Genomic DNA, 14,666 nt, shown 5'->3' with positions numbered 1-14,666 from the left:
CCAGTTCAGTGCCGCATATTGCCGGCCTGCTGGCTAACCTTAAAGTACCTTTTTACATGTCTACTGCAACCACCCAAGCTTCTGGTATGGAAAGCTTTGCCGCCCTCTTCGAGGAATCCCTGTCGCGCCAGGACATGCGTTCGGGCGAAGTGATCTCCGCCGAAGTCGTGCGCCTCGATCACAACTTCGTGATCGTTAACGCCGGCCTGAAGTCGGAAGCTTTCATCCCCATCGACGAATTCAAGAATGACCAGGGCGAACTGGAAGTCAAAGTAGGCGACTTCGTTTCCGTGGCCATCGAATCGCTGGAAAACGGTTTCGGCGATACCATCCTGTCGCGCGACAAGGCCAAGCGCCTGGCATCGTGGCTGGCCCTGGAAAAAGCAATGGAATCCGGTGAAATCGTCACCGGTACCGTGAACGGTAAAGTCAAAGGCGGCCTGACCGTCCTGACCAACGGCATCCGCGCATTCCTGCCGGGTTCGCTGGTTGACACCCGTCCGGTCAAGGACACCACCCCGTTCGAGGGCAAGACCCTGGAATTCAAGGTCATCAAGCTGGACCGCAAGCGCAACAACGTGGTGCTGTCGCGCCGCGCCGTGATCGAAGCCTCGATGGGCGAAGAGCGCGCCAAGCTGATGGAAACCCTGAAGGAAGGCACCGTTGTCACCGGCGTCGTCAAGAACATCACCGACTACGGTGCGTTCGTTGACCTGGGCGGCATCGACGGCCTGCTGCACATCACCGACCTGGCATGGCGCCGTGTGCGTCACCCGTCGGAAGTCCTGTCGGTTGGTCAAGAGATCACCGCCAAGGTCCTCAAGTACGATCAGGAAAAGAACCGCGTCTCGCTGGGCGTCAAGCAACTGGGCGACGATCCGTGGACCGGCCTGTCGCGTCGCTACCCGCAAGGCACCCGCCTGTTCGGCAAGGTCACCAACCTGACCGACTACGGTGCGTTCGTGGAAGTGGAGCAGGGCATCGAAGGCCTGGTGCACGTCTCGGAGATGGACTGGACCAACAAGAACGTGGCCCCGAACAAAGTCGTGCAGCTGGGCGATGAAGTCGAAGTCATGGTCCTGGAAATCGACGAAGAGCGTCGTCGTATCTCGCTGGGCATGAAGCAGTGCAAACCGAATCCGTGGGACGAGTTCGGCATGACCCACAAGAAGGGCGACAAGGTCAAGGGCCTGATCAAGTCGATCACCGACTTCGGCGTGTTCATCGGCCTGCCGGGCAACATCGACGGCCTGGTGCACCTGTCGGACCTGTCGTGGACCGAGCCGGGCGAAGAAGCCGTGCGCAAGTTCAAGAAGGGCGACGAGCTGGAAGCTGTCGTGCTGGCCATCGACGTCGAGCGCGAGCGTGTCTCGCTGGGCGTCAAGCAGCTCGAAGGCGACCCGTTCAACAACTTCGCAGCCCTGAACGACAAGGGTTCGCTGGTCACCGGCACGGTCAAAGCGGTTGAGCCGAAAGGCGCCGTGATCGCGCTGAACGACGAAGTCGAAGGCTACCTGCGTGCGTCGGAAATCTCGCGCGACCGCGTGGAAGATGCCGGCACCCACCTGAAAGTGGGCGACAAGGTCGAGGCGATGATCATCAACGTGGACCGCAAGTCGCGCAGCATCCAGCTGTCGATCAAGGCCAAGGACAGCGCCGACACCCAGGAAGCCATGCAGAAGCTGGCTGCTGACACCAGCGCCGCATCGGGCACCACCAGCCTGGGCGCGCTGCTGAAAGCCAAGATGGAAAACAAAGGCTAATTTGCCTTAAGGCGAACAGATGACCAAGTCCGAGCTGATTGCCCGCCTGGCTGAGAGATATTCGCAGCTGGTGGCGAAGGATGCGGAGTTTGCTGTCAAGACCATCCTCGATGCGATGACCAACGCGCTAGCTTCCGGCCAGCGCATCGAGATCCGCGGTTTCGGCAGCTTTGCGCTGAACAGCCGGCCGCCGCGCATCGGACGCAACCCCAAGTCCGGCGACAAGGTGATGGTGCCCGAAAAACGGGTGCCCCACTTCAAGCCGGGCAAGCAGTTGCGTGAGCGGGTGGACGCGATGGTCGGGCAACCGATCATCGAAGACTGAGTCGTCTGCCGCGCGCAGACCGAAAACGGCATCCGCGGATGCCGTTTTTTTATTGTTGGCCCGAGATTCGTCGTCCCCGCGGAGGCGGCGACCCATGCTGAGTGTGCATGCACGCGGCGCGGCTCCGGGATACGGTCTATGGGTCCCCGCCTTCGCGGGGACGACGCTCGGGCGCGGCCCCGACCGTCGTTTTTTGATATATCGTCTCAGATATGCGACACTGCCATGTTTGCTGAACCACCCGACAGGACCCGTTGATGAAACTTGTCACCACGATCATTGGATTTATCCTGTTCGTCCTGTTTTTCGGGTTCGCCCTGAAGAACACGCAGGAAGTCGATCTTCACTTTTTCCTGAATTACGAGCTGCGCGGCCCGCTGGTGCTGATGCTGCTGGCCTTTTTCGTCGCTGGCGCCGCGCTGGGCATCCTGGCGCTCACGCCGACCGTGTTCCGCCAGCGCCGCCAGACCTCGCAGCACAAGAACACCATCCAGGCCTTGCAGAGCGCCGCCGGCACCGCCAGCAGCCAGCCGCAGCCGGATGCCGTGAACACCCGCTGATACGCCATCAACACAAGAACACAAACGCATGGAATTTGAAATCTGGTGGCTGCTCGGCATCCCCGTCTTTTTCGCCCTCGGCTGGATCGCGGCCCGGGTCGATATCAAACAACTGGTGTCCGAATCGCGCAGCCTGCCGCGCGGGTATTTCAAGGGCTTGAATTTCCTGCTCAACGAGCAGCCTGACAAGGCGATCGACGCCTTCATCGAAATCGTCAAGCTCGACCCGGAAACGGCCGACATGCACTTTGCGCTGGGCAACCTGTTCCGCCGCCGCGGCGAGACCGAGCGCGCCATCCGCGTGCACCAGAACCTGCTGTCGCGTCCCGACCTGCCGCTGGAGCAGCAGGTGCACGCCCAGTACGAGCTGGGCATGGACTACCTGAAGGCCGGCTTGCTCGACCGCGCCGAGGAAACCTTCAACCTGCTGGTGGACACGCAATACGCCGTGCAGGCGCGCCGTGCGCTGCTGGAAATCTTCCAGCGCGAAAAGGAGTGGCGCCGCGCGATCGAGGCGGCGGTGGGCCTGCAGGAATCGGGCGCCGGCGCCATGCACCGCGAAATTGCCCAGTTCTATTGCGAGCTGGCCCAGGACGCATTGGTGCACATGGACACCAAGGAAGCCGTGGCGCTGCTCGAGAAGGCCCTGCATTCGGACCGCAAGAGCGTGCGCGCGATGATCCTGTACGGCGATGCGTTGCTGGCCGACGGCGATGTCGAAGCCGCGCTCAAGGCCTGGCGCCGGGTGGAGCAGCAGAGCGTGCCGCACGTGGCGCTGGTCGCCGCGCGCCTGATGGACGGCTACCGCAAGGTCGGCCGGGCGCAGGAAGGGGTCAACCTGTTGCGCTCCTACCTGGCCGAAGCGTCATCCATTGATCTGGTCGAGGTCGTTTTCAAGGCCGTGATTGAACTGGACGGCGTGGAAGCTGCCAAAGAACTTGTGGTCGAGGAACTACGCCGCAATCCGACTTTGCTCGGCCTGGACAAGCTGCTCGAAGCGCGCCTGATGGACGCACCGGCGCACGTCTGGGAAGAGCTGTCGATGGTCAAGAACCTCGTCCACGGCTACACGCAGAAGCTGGCACGCTACCAGTGCAGCCACTGTGGTTTCAAGGCGCGCCAGTTCTACTGGCAGTGCCCGGGTTGCAACCGGTGGGAAACCTACCCGCCGCGCCGCACCGAAGAACTCAACGTCATGAACTAAACAATGAAGATCACCATCATCGGCACAGGCTATGTGGGCCTGGTCACCGGCGCCTGCCTCGCCGAACTGGGCAACGACGTTTTCTGCCTGGACGTCGACCAGAAGAAAATTGACATGCTCAACAGCGGCGGCATCCCGATCCACGAGCCGGGCCTGGAAGAAGTCGTCGCCCGCAACCGCGCTGCCGGCCGCATCCGCTTTTCCACCGACGTGGCCGCCAGCGTGGCGCACGGCGTGCTGCAGTTCATCGCGGTGGGCACCCCGCCGGACGAAGACGGCTCGGCCGACCTGCAGTACGTGCTGGCCGCGGCGCGCAACATCGGCCGCCACATGACCGGCTTCAAGGTCATCGTGGACAAGTCCACGGTCCCGGTGGGCACTGCCGACCGTGTGGCCGCAGCGGTGCGCGAAGAGCTGGCCGCGCGCGGCGAACACACCGAGTTCTCGGTGGTGTCCAATCCCGAATTCCTGAAAGAGGGCGCGGCGGTCGAGGACTTCATGCGCCCGGACCGCATCGTGATCGGCCACGACGACACCCACGCCGGCCTGCGCGCGCGCGACATGATGAAACTCCTGTACGCGCCGTTCAACCGCAACCACGAGCGCACCTACTGGATGGACGTGCGCTCGGCCGAATTCACCAAGTACGCGGCCAACGCCATGCTGGCGACCCGCATCTCGTTCATGAACGAGCTGGCCAACCTGGCCGACCAGGTGGGCGCAGACATCGAGGCGGTACGCCAGGGCATCGGCTCAGACCCGCGCATCGGCTACAGCTTCCTGTACGCCGGCGCCGGCTACGGCGGCTCGTGCTTCCCGAAGGACGTGCAGGCGCTGGAGCGCACCGCGCGCCAGTACGACCGTGAGCTCCTGATCCTGCGCGCGGTCGAAGCGGTCAACGACCGCCAGAAGCGCGTGCTGGGCGAAAAAGTGGTGACGCGCTTCGGCGCCGACCTGGCGGGCAAGCACTTCGCCGTGTGGGGCCTGGCGTTCAAGCCGAACACCGACGACATGCGCGAGGCGCCCTCGCGCGTGCTGCTGGCCGAGCTGGTCGAGCGTGGCGCCACCGTGTCGGTGTACGACCCGGTGGCCATGCCGGAAGCGAAGCGCGTGCTGGCGCTGGACCTGGCGCCGGAGAAGCTGTCGCGCATCCGCTTCGTCGATGCGCCGATGGACGCGCTGGACGGCGCCCAGGCACTGGTGATCGTCACCGAGTGGAAGGCGTTCCGCAGCCCGGACTTCGAAGAGATCAAGACCCGCCTCGTGCAGCCGGTGATCATCGACGGGCGCAACCTGTTCGATCCGCGCCTGATGACCGAGCAGGGCATCGAATACCACGGCATCGGCCGTTCCATCCTGACCCGCAAATGACGACCGTGATCCCAAGCCGCCTGCTCGACACCGACGCCTACCGGCAGGCCAGCGCGCCGCAGCTGTCCGACGTGCGCGTGCTGGTGGTGGGCGACGTCATGCTCGACCGCTACTGGTTCGGCGACGTCTCGCGCATTTCGCCCGAGGCCCCGGTGCCGGTGGTGCGCATCGAAAAGCGCGAGGAGCGCCTGGGCGGGGCCGCCAACGTGGCGCGCAACGCGGCCGCGCTGGGCGCCAACTGCGGCCTGCTGGGCGTGGTGGGCGCGGACGAGGCAGGCGAGCAGGTCGAACGCCTGCTGGCCGAGTCGTCGATCCACAGCTACCTGCAGCGCGACGCCGGGAACTCCACGATCATCAAGCTGCGCGTGATCGGGCGCCAGCAGCAGATGGTGCGCATCGACTTCGAGGACGCGCCAAGCGATACGGCGCTCAAGTCCAAGCTCACGCAGTTCCGCGCACTGCTGCCGCAAAGCGACGTGGTGATCTTCTCCGACTACGGCAAGGGCAGCCTGGTGAACGTGGCCGAGATGATCCAGGCCGCCAGGGCGGCCGGCAAGATCGTGATGGTGGACCCAAAGGGCGAGGACTTCACGCCGTACGCGGGCGCCACGCTGGTCACGCCCAACAAGGCCGAGCTGCGGCGCGTGGTGGGCGGCTGGAAGAGCGAGGAGCAGCTGGCGGCCAAGGCGCAGGCGCTGCGCGAAGAGCTGGGGCTCAAGGCGCTGCTCCTGACGCGCTCGGAAGAGGGCATGAGCCTGTTCACGGCCGACGAGATCCTGCACGTGCACGCCAACGCGCGCGAGGTGTACGACGTGTCCGGCGCGGGCGACACCGTGATCGCCACCATGGCCGTGATGCTGGGCGCGGGCGCCCCGATGGCCGAGGCGCTGGCCACGGCCAACCGCGCTGGCGGCATCGTGGTCGGCAAGCTGGGCACCGCGACCGTCACGCGCGAGGAGTTGTTCGGCTGACGGCTTGATCGGTAGCCCGAATACCGTCGCCCCTGCGCAGGCCGGGACCCATGCTGAGCGTGACTGGCCTGCGGCGGTACGTTAGCAAAAACGCCGTCGTCCCGGCGCAGGCCGGAACCCATGCCGAGCGTCACGGGCCTGCGGCGCTGGCTTTCGACTGCTCAACCGGTGTATGGGTCCCGGCCTGCGCCGGGACGACGGGTTGAGGGTAACGAAGAGAAATGCGCTGGTGATGCTCAGCGGAAACCCTTCGCCCCGCTTGAGCCCGCTCAAGCAAACCCCTGTCAACGCCGCTCGTGTCCGCCTCGTTAAGTACCGGTGGACCGGCACCCGCCGTCCCGCTACCGACAGGGAGACAATCAATGATCAAGAAACTGATGCTGGCAGTTGCAACGCTGGTCGCGACGATGAGCTTCGCGTTTGCCCAGGTTGACGTCAACAAGGCCGATGCCGCCGCGCTGGATTCGGTCAAGGGCGTGGGCCCGGCAATGTCGAAGAAGATCATCGACGAGCGCACCAAGGGCGGCGAGTTCAAGGACTGGACCGATTTCCAGAAGCGCGTGAAGGGCGTGGGCGACAAGAACGCCGCCAAGCTGTCCGCCGCCGGGTTGCAGGTGAACGGCAAGTCGAAAGACGGGGCGCCGATGACCACCGAGACCAAGACCGCCAAGACCGAGAAAACCGACAAGGCCGCCAAGCCCGCCAAGCCTGAAGCCAAGAAGCCGGCCGACGCCAAGGCCGCCATGTAAGCACCGCGCGGCGGCCACCCGGCTGCTGCCGCATGCCGTCCGGCCTCGCGCCGGACGCGCCACCTTTCCGCAACACCAGGGCCGCCACCTGATCCCGCGGCCCACCATCTTGTCATTCATACATATGTTTTTTTGCATGTAATGACATCCAGCTTGCCATTTTGCATGAGAAGATATTGCGGCTTGATTGAAGCGCAACGATAACAAGGATACTCATGCCCCACGCCCGCCTTTCCAGGACCCTGCTGGCCGGCCTGATCGCCGCCGCTACCGGTTCGGCATTCGCTGCCGACGCCAAAGCGCCCGACGTCACCCGCCATCAGGCCGACATCGACAAGATCGTCTCCGAAATCTCGCCCAAGCGCATCGAAGCCTACGTGCGCAAGCTGGTCAGCTTCGGCACCCGCCACACGATGTCCGACACGACCTCGGACACGCGCGGCATTGGTGCTGCGCGCCGCTGGATCAAGAGCGAGCTGGAGCGTTGCGGCGCCGGCACCCGCATGCAGGTCGCGTTCGACAGCTACATGGACCAGGGCGGCCCGCGCATCTCGCGCCCGACCGAGCTGGTCAACGTGGTCGCGACCCTGCCGGGCCTGCAAGCCGAATCGAAGGACCGCATGTACGTGGTGAGCGGCCACTACGATTCGCGCGTGACCGACGTGATGAACTTCACCGACGACGCACCGGGCGCCAACGACGACGCTTCCGGCACCGCCGCGGTGATGGAAATGGCCTGTGTGATGGCCAAGCACAACTTCGACGCGACCCTGGTGTTCATGGCGGTGGCGGGCGAAGAGCAGGGCCTCTTGGGCGCGAACCACTACGCGTCGGAAGCGAAGAAGAACGGCTGGAACATCGCCGGCATGCTGGACAACGACATCATCGGCAGCTCGCACGCCGACGACGGCCGCAAGGACGACACCCAGGTGCGCCTGTTCGCACAGGGCGTGCCGCCTGCCAAGGAGATGAGCGACGCGATGCGCACGCTGGTGTCCACCGGCGGCGAGAACGACACCATCTCGCGCCAGCTCGCGCGCCACATCAAGGAGCAGGGCGAGCGTTACGTGAAGGGCTTCAAGGTCAACGTCATCTATCGTACCGACCGCTACCTGCGCGGCGGCGACCACAGCCCGTTCCTGTCGAATGGCTATGCGGCCGTGCGCTTTACCGAGCCGAACGAGAATTTCGACCACCAGCACCAGGACCTGCGCACCGTGAACGGCAAGGTGTACGGCGACCTGCCTGAGTTCAACGACTACAACTACATCGCCAAGGTGGCCAAGGTGAACGCGGCCACGCTGGCCTCGCTGGCGCTGGCCCCGGCCGTGCCGCAGAAGGTCGGCGCGCGCACCGACAAGCTGGAAAACGACACCACCCTGGTGTGGGAGCCGAACAAGGAACCGGACCTGGCCGGCTACCGCATCGTCTGGCGCGAAACCACCGCGCCGTTCTGGCAGGGCGCCAAGTTCGTCGGCAACGTCACCGAGGCCAGCCTGAAGCTGTCGAAGGACAACTACTTCTTCGGCGTGCAGGCGGTGGACAAGGACGGCAACGTGTCGCCGGCAACCTACCCGATGCCCAAGCGCTGACCGGTAGGGTGGGCGGGTCCCCCGCCCACGCGTTCAACGGTGGCCAGCGTCACCGCGTCGTCTGCTTATCCGGACGTTGAACGCGTGGGCAGGAGGACCTGCCCACCCTACGAAACGGCCGCGTATATCCATACCGGCCGTGACCCCTCTCATACGCCATCTTGCGTCTCGGATTAGAATGGCTTCTTGCAGACCCCGCAAGACACGCAAAGAGAGCAAGCAATGGCATACAAGACCATCGAAGACACGATCGGCAATACCCCGCTGGTGCAACTGGTGCGCCTGCCCGGCGCCGAGATCGCCGCACGCAACAACGTCATCCTGGGCAAGCTGGAGGGCAACAACCCGGCCGGCTCGGTGAAGGACCGCGCCGCGATCTCGATGCTCAGGGGCGCCGAGGAGCGCGGCCAGATCAAGCCGGGCGACACCCTGATCGAGGCGACCAGCGGCAATACCGGCATCGCGCTGGCCATGGCGGCGGCGATCCGCGGCTACAAGATGATCCTGCTGATGCCCGATAACCTGTCGGTCGAGCGCCGCCAGAGCATGGCCGCGTACGGCGCGCAGATCATCCTCACGCCCAAGACCGGCGGCATGGAATACGCGCGCGACATGGCCGAGCAGATGCAGCGCGACGGCCAGGGCGTCATCCTCGACCAGTTCTCCAACTTCGACAACCCGCGCGCCCACTACGAGACCACCGGCCCCGAAATCTGGCGCGATACCGGCGGGCGCATCACGCACTTCGTGTCCGCCATGGGCACCACCGGCACCATCATGGGCGTGTCGCAGTTCTTGAAGGAGAAAAACGAGGCGGTGCGCATCATTGGCGCCCAGCCGGAAGAGGGCTCGTCGATCCCCGGTATCCGCAAGTGGCCGGAAGCCTACCTGCCCAAGATTTTCGACAAGTCGCGTGTGGACCAGGTGGAAAACGTCAGCCAGGCTGCCGCCGAGCACATGGCGCGCCGCCTGGCGGCCGAAGAGGGGATTTTCTGCGGCATCTCGGCCGCGGGCGCGTGCGAAGTCGCACTGCGGGTCGCCCATACCGTGGAGAACGCGACGATCGTGTTCGTCGTCTGCGATCGCGGGGACCGGTATCTGTCCACCGGCGTGTTTCCTGCCTAAACCATCATCATCCTGGCCGGCGGCCGGGATGTCTTAACGCCCGCACCGCATGGCGCCGCGTCATGCGGCGCCGGGCGGCGCGCACGGCGATCAAACCTGCTCGTCGTTGCCGGTGGCCGGCTTGGCGCCTTCCTTCGGCTTGAACTGCTTGTCGCTGATGCGGAACTTGGCGCGGCGGTCGCCCATCAGGTAGCGCAGGTCGCGGATCGACAGGTCGCTGACCTCGTGCATGCGGATCAGCAGCGATGCGCCGACCGGCAGGCGGTGGTGGCGGATCTTCGAGATCACCGGCGGTGCCACTTCCAGTGCGCGCGACAGGGCAGCGTCGTTTTTCAGGCGCAGGTTCTCGATCAGCGTGTCCAGCAGGCGGTTGGGGTTGTACTGCAGCAGCTCATCCGACTCGGAATCGCTATTCATATCAATGCCGACTTGGTTTGTCATGATTCGTTCATTCCTATTTTGGGGTTGCGGAACTCGCTGGCGGCGTTTCGACTTCCGGTAACACTTTTGAAAGAGTTCTATTCAATTGTACAACTAATTTCCGGTTTTCAACGTCGGATTACTGTTGAAAAAAATGAAGCATCGTCTCGTCTCGTTGTCTTAGCGCAACAATGGCCGCAATGCAATTCTCTCACAAAGTCACCGAAAAAATAATTGTTTTTTTTGTAAATGAAAGTGTATGGCAATCCCGTTGAAACCGCCGCACGTTTCAAAAAGTTAATTCATTCGAGGCAACAAAAGCGGGAGTATCTGAGCGCGAGGGAAATTTCGCCAGAGAATGCTCTGGCCGAAGGATGGGTACTCCCCGGTAGTATCGGTGACCGGGAAGCCGGATATTTCAGTTATGCAGGAAACATTGTCGTTACAAATCATTACAAATCTTTCCGGCTCGGCAACGGTTATGTGCCTCTGGCAACCCTTACGGCCCGTCCCAGCTCGATCACGGACATGGCGTAGAAGAAACTCCGATTGTAGTTTGTAATAGCAAAGAAGTTATCGTTGGCCGCCCAGTACTCGGTCGGCTCGGCGCCGTTCTGCAGGTCCACGAGGCCATACAGTCGGTCGTCGGGTAATGCAAGCTGCATGGTGACGCCGGCCGCGGCCAGCTCGGAAGGCTTGTAGCGCGCCGCCAGCGGGCCGCCGAGCATGGCCTCCCACGCGCGGTTCGGCGAGACCTCGACCGGGATCGCCGGCGGACCACCCGCGTTGCGGTCCCAGCCGTGGCGGGCCAGGTAGTTGGCCACGCTGCCGATCGCGTCGGCGGGCGAGCCGCGCAGGTCGATGCGGCCGTCGCCGTCGAAGTCCACGCCGTACTTCAGGATATTGCCGGGCATGAACTGGGGCATGCCCACCGCCCCCGCGAACGAGCCGGACAGCGACAGCGGGTCGATCCCGGCCTCGCGCGCGAACAGCAGCGTGTTTTCCAGCTCGCTGCGGAAGAACGCCATGCGCTCGACCCGGTTGGGCGCCTCGGGATAGGCAAAAGCGAGCGTGGCCAGCGCATCGAGCACGCGAAAGCGCCCGGTGTCGCGGCCATACAGGGTTTCGATGCCCAACAGGCCCACCAGGATCTCGGCCGGCACGCCGTATTGGGCCTGGGCGCGCGCCAGCGTGTCGGCGTTCTCGTCCCAGAAGCGCACCCCGGCGTTGATGCGGATCGGCTCGATGAAGCGCTCGCGGTAGGCGTGCCAGTTCTTCGGCTTGCCCGGCGGCGCCGGCTTGATCAGGGTGACGGCCGATTCGACATAGCGCATCTGGCGCACCAGGGCGTCCAGGCCGGCGCGCTCGAATCCGTGCCGGGCCACCATCTCGTCTTCGAACTCGCGCACCGCTTGCCAGTCACTGAAATTGACCTGTTCGCCCTCGTAGTCGATGGCGGGCTTCTTGATCACGGGGGCGGGCTTGGCGTGGCGGGCGTGGTGTGCGCTGGCGCGCGGGTGCGCGCGGCTGTCCTCTGCCACCGCCCCCGCGTTGGTTGCCACCAGGGCGAGCAGGGCGAGGCAAAGCGGGACGTTCGGTTTCATCTGAGCTGCGAGAGTAGGCGTTTGAGTGTCGGGGCGAGGTTGGCGTCGGCCGCATGGCGGCCGTAGCGGAAGGCGCTGTAGCGGCGCAAAAATTCGCCGGCGGCGGCCCGGTAGCGGGGCGCCAGGCTGGAGGCGGCCACGCGCCCGGCAAAGGCGCTGGGGCCTTCGTCGATCGCGCGCGCAAGGCCCAGCTGGCCGAGCCGCTTGCACAGCGCCGAGTATAGCGCATCGACCGGGTCCAGGCGGCGGCGCCGGCGCCACAGATCGCCGAAAAACAGCGCCGCGCACACGAGCGCGAACGCGCCTGCGGTGCGCCAGTCGAGCAGGCCCGATTGCAGGTTTTGCAGCAGGCTGCGCTGGCGCTCGGGCGTGTAGTTGAGGACCCACTGGTTCCAGCCGTTGTTCACCGCGCTCACCGCGTAGCGCAGCTGCGCCAGCCAGCTGCTGCCGCCGGCGTCCAGCTGCATCAGGCGGCCCAGGCCCTCGATCCCGAACGGGGGCGGCGGCGGCAGCGCCCGTGCCAGGCTGCGGCGCACGCGCTCCGGCGCCACCGCTGCGGTCGGGTCCACGCGCACCCAGCCGCGCCCGGCCAGCCAAACCTCGGCCCACGCGTGGGCGTCGGACTGGCGCACCGTCAGGTAGCCGTCGATCGGGTTCATCTCGCCGCCCTGGTAGCCGGTCACCACGCGCGCCGGCACGCCCGCCGCGCGCATCAGGAACACGAACGCGCCGGCGTAGTGCTCGCAAAAGCCGGCGCGGGTCTGGTACAGGAATTCGTCGATCGAGTCGGCGCCCAGCCGCGGTGGGTCGAGCGTGTACACGAAGTTTTGGCGCGCGAAGCGGCGCAGCACCGTCGCCACGCGCTGTTGCGGATCGGGTTCGGCGCGCAGCGCCTGTCCTTCGGCCAGCGCGCGCGGGTTGGTCCCGTAGGGCAGCAGCAGCCACTGGCCGTCCCTGCCGGCCTGTTCTCCCGCCTGCAGGCTGTACTGGGTGAACGAGGACAGTTCGTAGCGCACCCGCTGCTCGAGCGGGTAGGCGGCGGTCAGCTCGAATTCGGCGCTGACGAAGGCGAGGTTGCCATCGAGCGAGGGCACGCGGTCCGGCATCTCGAGCGCGAACAGCCAGCGCGCGCTGGAGGGCTCGAGCGTGACCTGGTAGCGCACCGGGCGCCCGCGCACCGACAGCGCGAGCGGCCGCGCCGCCGCCGGCCGCGGCCGCACCCGGGTCCAGGCCTGGCCGTCGAAGTCGCCCAGCACCGGGCCGCGCCAGTAAAGCTGCGTCTGCTGCGGCACGGGGCCGTCGAACTTGACGCGGAAGGCCGTGTCCTCGGACTGCGCCAGGTGCGAGATCTGGCCCGGCGCCATGCGGTCCGACAGGCCGCCGTGGCCGCTGGCATGGCCATCGCCCGGCATGCCCCACAGCGGCCCCTGCACGCGCGGGAACAGCACGAACAGCAGGAGCGCCAGCGGCGCGGCCATGCCCAGCATGCGTCCACCCATCAGCAGCCGCGCCGACAGCGGCGGCACCTTGCCGGTGAACTGGAACGACAGCTGGGTGGTCAGCAGCGCCACCACCGACGCGATCATCATCAGCGCGGTGCCGATCGCCTGCGAATAAAAGAAGTTCGTCAGCACCAGGAAAAAGCACAGGAACACCACCACGTACAGGTCGCGCCGGGCGTGCATCTCGAGCGTCTTGAACGCGACCAGCAGCACCAGCATGGCGACCCCGGCGTCGCGCCCGAGCAGCGTGTGATAGCTGTGCATGACGCCGGCCATCGCCAGCGCGGCCACCGGCAGCATGAGCAGCGAGGACGGCATGCGCCGCCCCTGCAGCGTGATCGCGGCGCGCCAGGCCAGCGTGGCCGCGCACAGCAGCGTGACCCACAGCGGCAGGTGCAGCGTGTGCGGCGCCAGCACCAGCACGGCCGAGAGCAGGAGCAGCAGCGTGTCGGCCTTGTCGCGCGGGAGTGGCGTGGCCAGCGTCGGCAGCTTCATCGCGCGCCCCCGAACAGCGCCAGCGCGCGCAGGCAGGCCGCCTGGTGGGCCGCGCCGAGCGCCGCGTCGAATTGCTCGGCGCCGAGGTGGAAGGCATAGGGCAGGGCGCGCTGTTCGGCATCCAGCACCCAGCGCGCCATGCGCGACAGGCGCAGTTCCAGGTCGAGCTGGGGCGCCAGCAGCGCAAAGTCGATCACCAGCTGTTCGGCCGCGCCGCCCTCGAAATGCTTGGTGGCGAGCTGCCCGCCCAGTTCCTGGTCGAGCCGCGCGATCTGGCGCCAGGCCAGGCGCCGCAGCGGGTCGCCGGCCTGGTAGCTGCGCACGCCGGCGAAGTCGTCCTCGCCGCTGCGGCCCGGTCCTTCGCCGCGCCCGGCACCGGAGGTCGGCAGCGGCGGCGCAACGGCCTCCGGGGCGGGGTAGACCAGCGCCTTGAGCTCCGGCTGCCAGTAGCACCAGGCGCGGAACAGCCCGAGCGGAAAGCGGGTGGACAGCCGCACCCGCGGCGAACGCAGCCAGCCGCGCCGCTCGGTCGGCATGGCCAGGGTCACACGGGCGGTGCCGCGTGCCGGCACGTCGGCCATGTGCGCGGCCGTGCCGCTGCCGTCAAATTCGACGCCGATCGCGTAGCGCTCGCGCCCGGTGCGGTTCACCAGCAGCAGCTCGAACTGCGCCTCCTCGCCCGCGAACACGCTGGGCGCGCGGCCGGCGGCCAGGTGCAGGTGCGCCAGGTTGCGCCAGGTGGAGATCATGTCCACCAGCGCGCACGCGCCGGCGGTGAAGGTGAGCGCAAAGCCCAGGCCCAGGCTGTAGTTGATCGAGCCGATCAACAGCACCAGCAACAGCGCGGCAAAGCCGACACCGGCGCCGGTGGGCACGATGTACACGCGGCGCTGGCCGAGGAATACTTCGCCGGCGTCGCGGCTGGTCGTGCGGGCGGCCCAGGCGCCGGCCTTCTTGCGTAGCCAGGTTTCGGCCGTCATGGGGG

The 14,666-nt window shown here is 65.9% G+C and carries 13 protein-coding genes; 9 read left to right on the top strand and 4 right to left on the bottom strand.

Features of this window, described 5'->3' with window-relative positions; translation table 11 throughout:
* Positions 1-56: 56 nt before the first annotated feature.
* From rpsA to cysM, 9 genes are all read left to right on the top strand, one after another.
* Complete coding sequence (rpsA, locus tag NX774_RS11915) at positions 57-1,763, top strand: 30S ribosomal protein S1 (protein ID WP_258822391.1); 1,707 nt, start codon at positions 57-59, stop codon at positions 1,761-1,763.
* Positions 1,764-1,782: 19 nt separating this feature from the next.
* On the top strand, positions 1,783-2,088 hold the full coding sequence (locus NX774_RS11910) for an integration host factor subunit beta (RefSeq protein ID WP_258822390.1): 306 nt from the start codon (positions 1,783-1,785) through the stop codon (positions 2,086-2,088).
* Between the two features lie 257 nt (positions 2,089-2,345).
* Complete coding sequence (locus NX774_RS11905; protein ID WP_258822389.1) at positions 2,346-2,648, top strand: LapA family protein; 303 nt, start codon at positions 2,346-2,348, stop codon at positions 2,646-2,648.
* A gap of 28 nt (positions 2,649-2,676) precedes the next feature.
* Positions 2,677-3,852 carry a lipopolysaccharide assembly protein LapB gene (lapB, locus tag NX774_RS11900; RefSeq protein ID WP_258822388.1) on the top strand — a complete coding sequence of 392 codons (1,176 nt, stop codon included), beginning with the start codon at positions 2,677-2,679 and terminating at the stop codon, positions 3,850-3,852.
* A gap of 3 nt (positions 3,853-3,855) precedes the next feature.
* Positions 3,856-5,223 carry a UDP-glucose dehydrogenase family protein gene (locus NX774_RS11895; RefSeq protein WP_258822387.1) on the top strand — a complete coding sequence of 456 codons (1,368 nt, stop codon included), beginning with the start codon at positions 3,856-3,858 and terminating at the stop codon, positions 5,221-5,223.
* Positions 5,220-6,194 carry a D-glycero-beta-D-manno-heptose-7-phosphate kinase gene (gene rfaE1, locus NX774_RS11890; protein WP_258822386.1) on the top strand — a complete coding sequence of 325 codons (975 nt, stop codon included), beginning with the start codon at positions 5,220-5,222 and terminating at the stop codon, positions 6,192-6,194. Before NX774_RS11895 ends, rfaE1 begins: the two co-directional genes overlap by 4 nt.
* 362 nt (positions 6,195-6,556) lie before the next feature.
* Positions 6,557-6,943, top strand: a complete 387-nt coding sequence (locus NX774_RS11885) for a ComEA family DNA-binding protein (RefSeq protein WP_258822385.1) — start codon at positions 6,557-6,559, stop codon at positions 6,941-6,943.
* 215 nt (positions 6,944-7,158) lie between these two features.
* Positions 7,159-8,535, top strand: coding sequence for a M28 family peptidase (locus NX774_RS11880; protein ID WP_258822384.1), 1,377 nt, complete (start codon positions 7,159-7,161; stop codon positions 8,533-8,535).
* Positions 8,536-8,757: 222 nt separating this feature from the next.
* Positions 8,758-9,660: a cysteine synthase CysM gene (cysM, locus tag NX774_RS11875; protein WP_258822383.1), complete on the top strand. Its 903-nt coding sequence runs from the start codon at positions 8,758-8,760 to the stop codon at positions 9,658-9,660.
* A gap of 90 nt (positions 9,661-9,750) precedes the next feature.
* Here cysM and NX774_RS11870 read toward each other — a convergent pair whose 3' ends face one another.
* The 4 genes from NX774_RS11870 to NX774_RS11855 form a co-directional block, all read right to left on the bottom strand.
* The gene (locus NX774_RS11870) at positions 9,751-10,101 is read right to left on the bottom strand and encodes a hypothetical protein (RefSeq protein WP_258822382.1); all 351 of its coding nucleotides are present in this window, start codon (positions 10,099-10,101) and stop codon (positions 9,751-9,753) included.
* 458 nt (positions 10,102-10,559) lie between these two features.
* Positions 10,560-11,684: a lytic murein transglycosylase B gene (mltB, locus tag NX774_RS11865; RefSeq protein WP_258822381.1), complete on the bottom strand. Its 1,125-nt coding sequence runs from the start codon at positions 11,682-11,684 to the stop codon at positions 10,560-10,562.
* Entirely contained in the window at positions 11,681-13,681 is a 2,001-nt protein-coding gene (locus NX774_RS11860; RefSeq protein WP_258822380.1) for a transglutaminase TgpA family protein, read from the bottom strand. The genes mltB and NX774_RS11860 overlap by 4 nt, the downstream gene beginning before the upstream one ends.
* A complete protein-coding gene (locus NX774_RS11855) occupies positions 13,678-14,661 on the bottom strand; it encodes a DUF58 domain-containing protein (RefSeq protein ID WP_258822379.1) in 984 nt (327 codons plus the stop codon). The genes NX774_RS11860 and NX774_RS11855 overlap by 4 nt, the downstream gene beginning before the upstream one ends.
* Positions 14,662-14,666 lie beyond the last annotated feature (5 nt).

Source organism: Massilia agilis (assembly GCF_024756255.1).
GTDB lineage: Bacteria > Pseudomonadota > Gammaproteobacteria > Burkholderiales > Burkholderiaceae_D > Telluria > Telluria agilis.
The sequence above is the reverse complement of the archived record's forward strand: the minus strand, read 5'-3'. Positions and strand labels throughout refer to the sequence as shown.

Bases quoted from the DNA above. Each gene is read 5' to 3' on its own strand.
- rpsA (WP_258822391.1), top strand. From the start codon at position 57: ATGTCTACTGCAACCACCCAAGCTTCTGGTATGGAAAGCTTTGCCGCC.
- NX774_RS11910 (WP_258822390.1), top strand. From the start codon at position 1,783: ATGACCAAGTCCGAGCTGATTGCCCGCCTGGCTGAGAGATATTCGCAG.
- NX774_RS11905 (WP_258822389.1), top strand. From the start codon at position 2,346: ATGAAACTTGTCACCACGATCATTGGATTTATCCTGTTCGTCCTGTTT.
- lapB (WP_258822388.1), top strand. From the start codon at position 2,677: ATGGAATTTGAAATCTGGTGGCTGCTCGGCATCCCCGTCTTTTTCGCC.
- NX774_RS11895 (WP_258822387.1), top strand. From the start codon at position 3,856: ATGAAGATCACCATCATCGGCACAGGCTATGTGGGCCTGGTCACCGGC.
- rfaE1 (WP_258822386.1), top strand. From the start codon at position 5,220: ATGACGACCGTGATCCCAAGCCGCCTGCTCGACACCGACGCCTACCGG.
- NX774_RS11885 (WP_258822385.1), top strand. From the start codon at position 6,557: ATGATCAAGAAACTGATGCTGGCAGTTGCAACGCTGGTCGCGACGATG.
- NX774_RS11880 (WP_258822384.1), top strand. From the start codon at position 7,159: ATGCCCCACGCCCGCCTTTCCAGGACCCTGCTGGCCGGCCTGATCGCC.
- cysM (WP_258822383.1), top strand. From the start codon at position 8,758: ATGGCATACAAGACCATCGAAGACACGATCGGCAATACCCCGCTGGTG.
- NX774_RS11870 (WP_258822382.1), bottom strand. From the start codon at position 10,101: ATGACAAACCAAGTCGGCATTGATATGAATAGCGATTCCGAGTCGGAT.
- mltB (WP_258822381.1), bottom strand. From the start codon at position 11,684: ATGAAACCGAACGTCCCGCTTTGCCTCGCCCTGCTCGCCCTGGTGGCA.
- NX774_RS11860 (WP_258822380.1), bottom strand. From the start codon at position 13,681: ATGAAGCTGCCGACGCTGGCCACGCCACTCCCGCGCGACAAGGCCGAC.
- NX774_RS11855 (WP_258822379.1), bottom strand. From the start codon at position 14,661: ATGACGGCCGAAACCTGGCTACGCAAGAAGGCCGGCGCCTGGGCCGCC.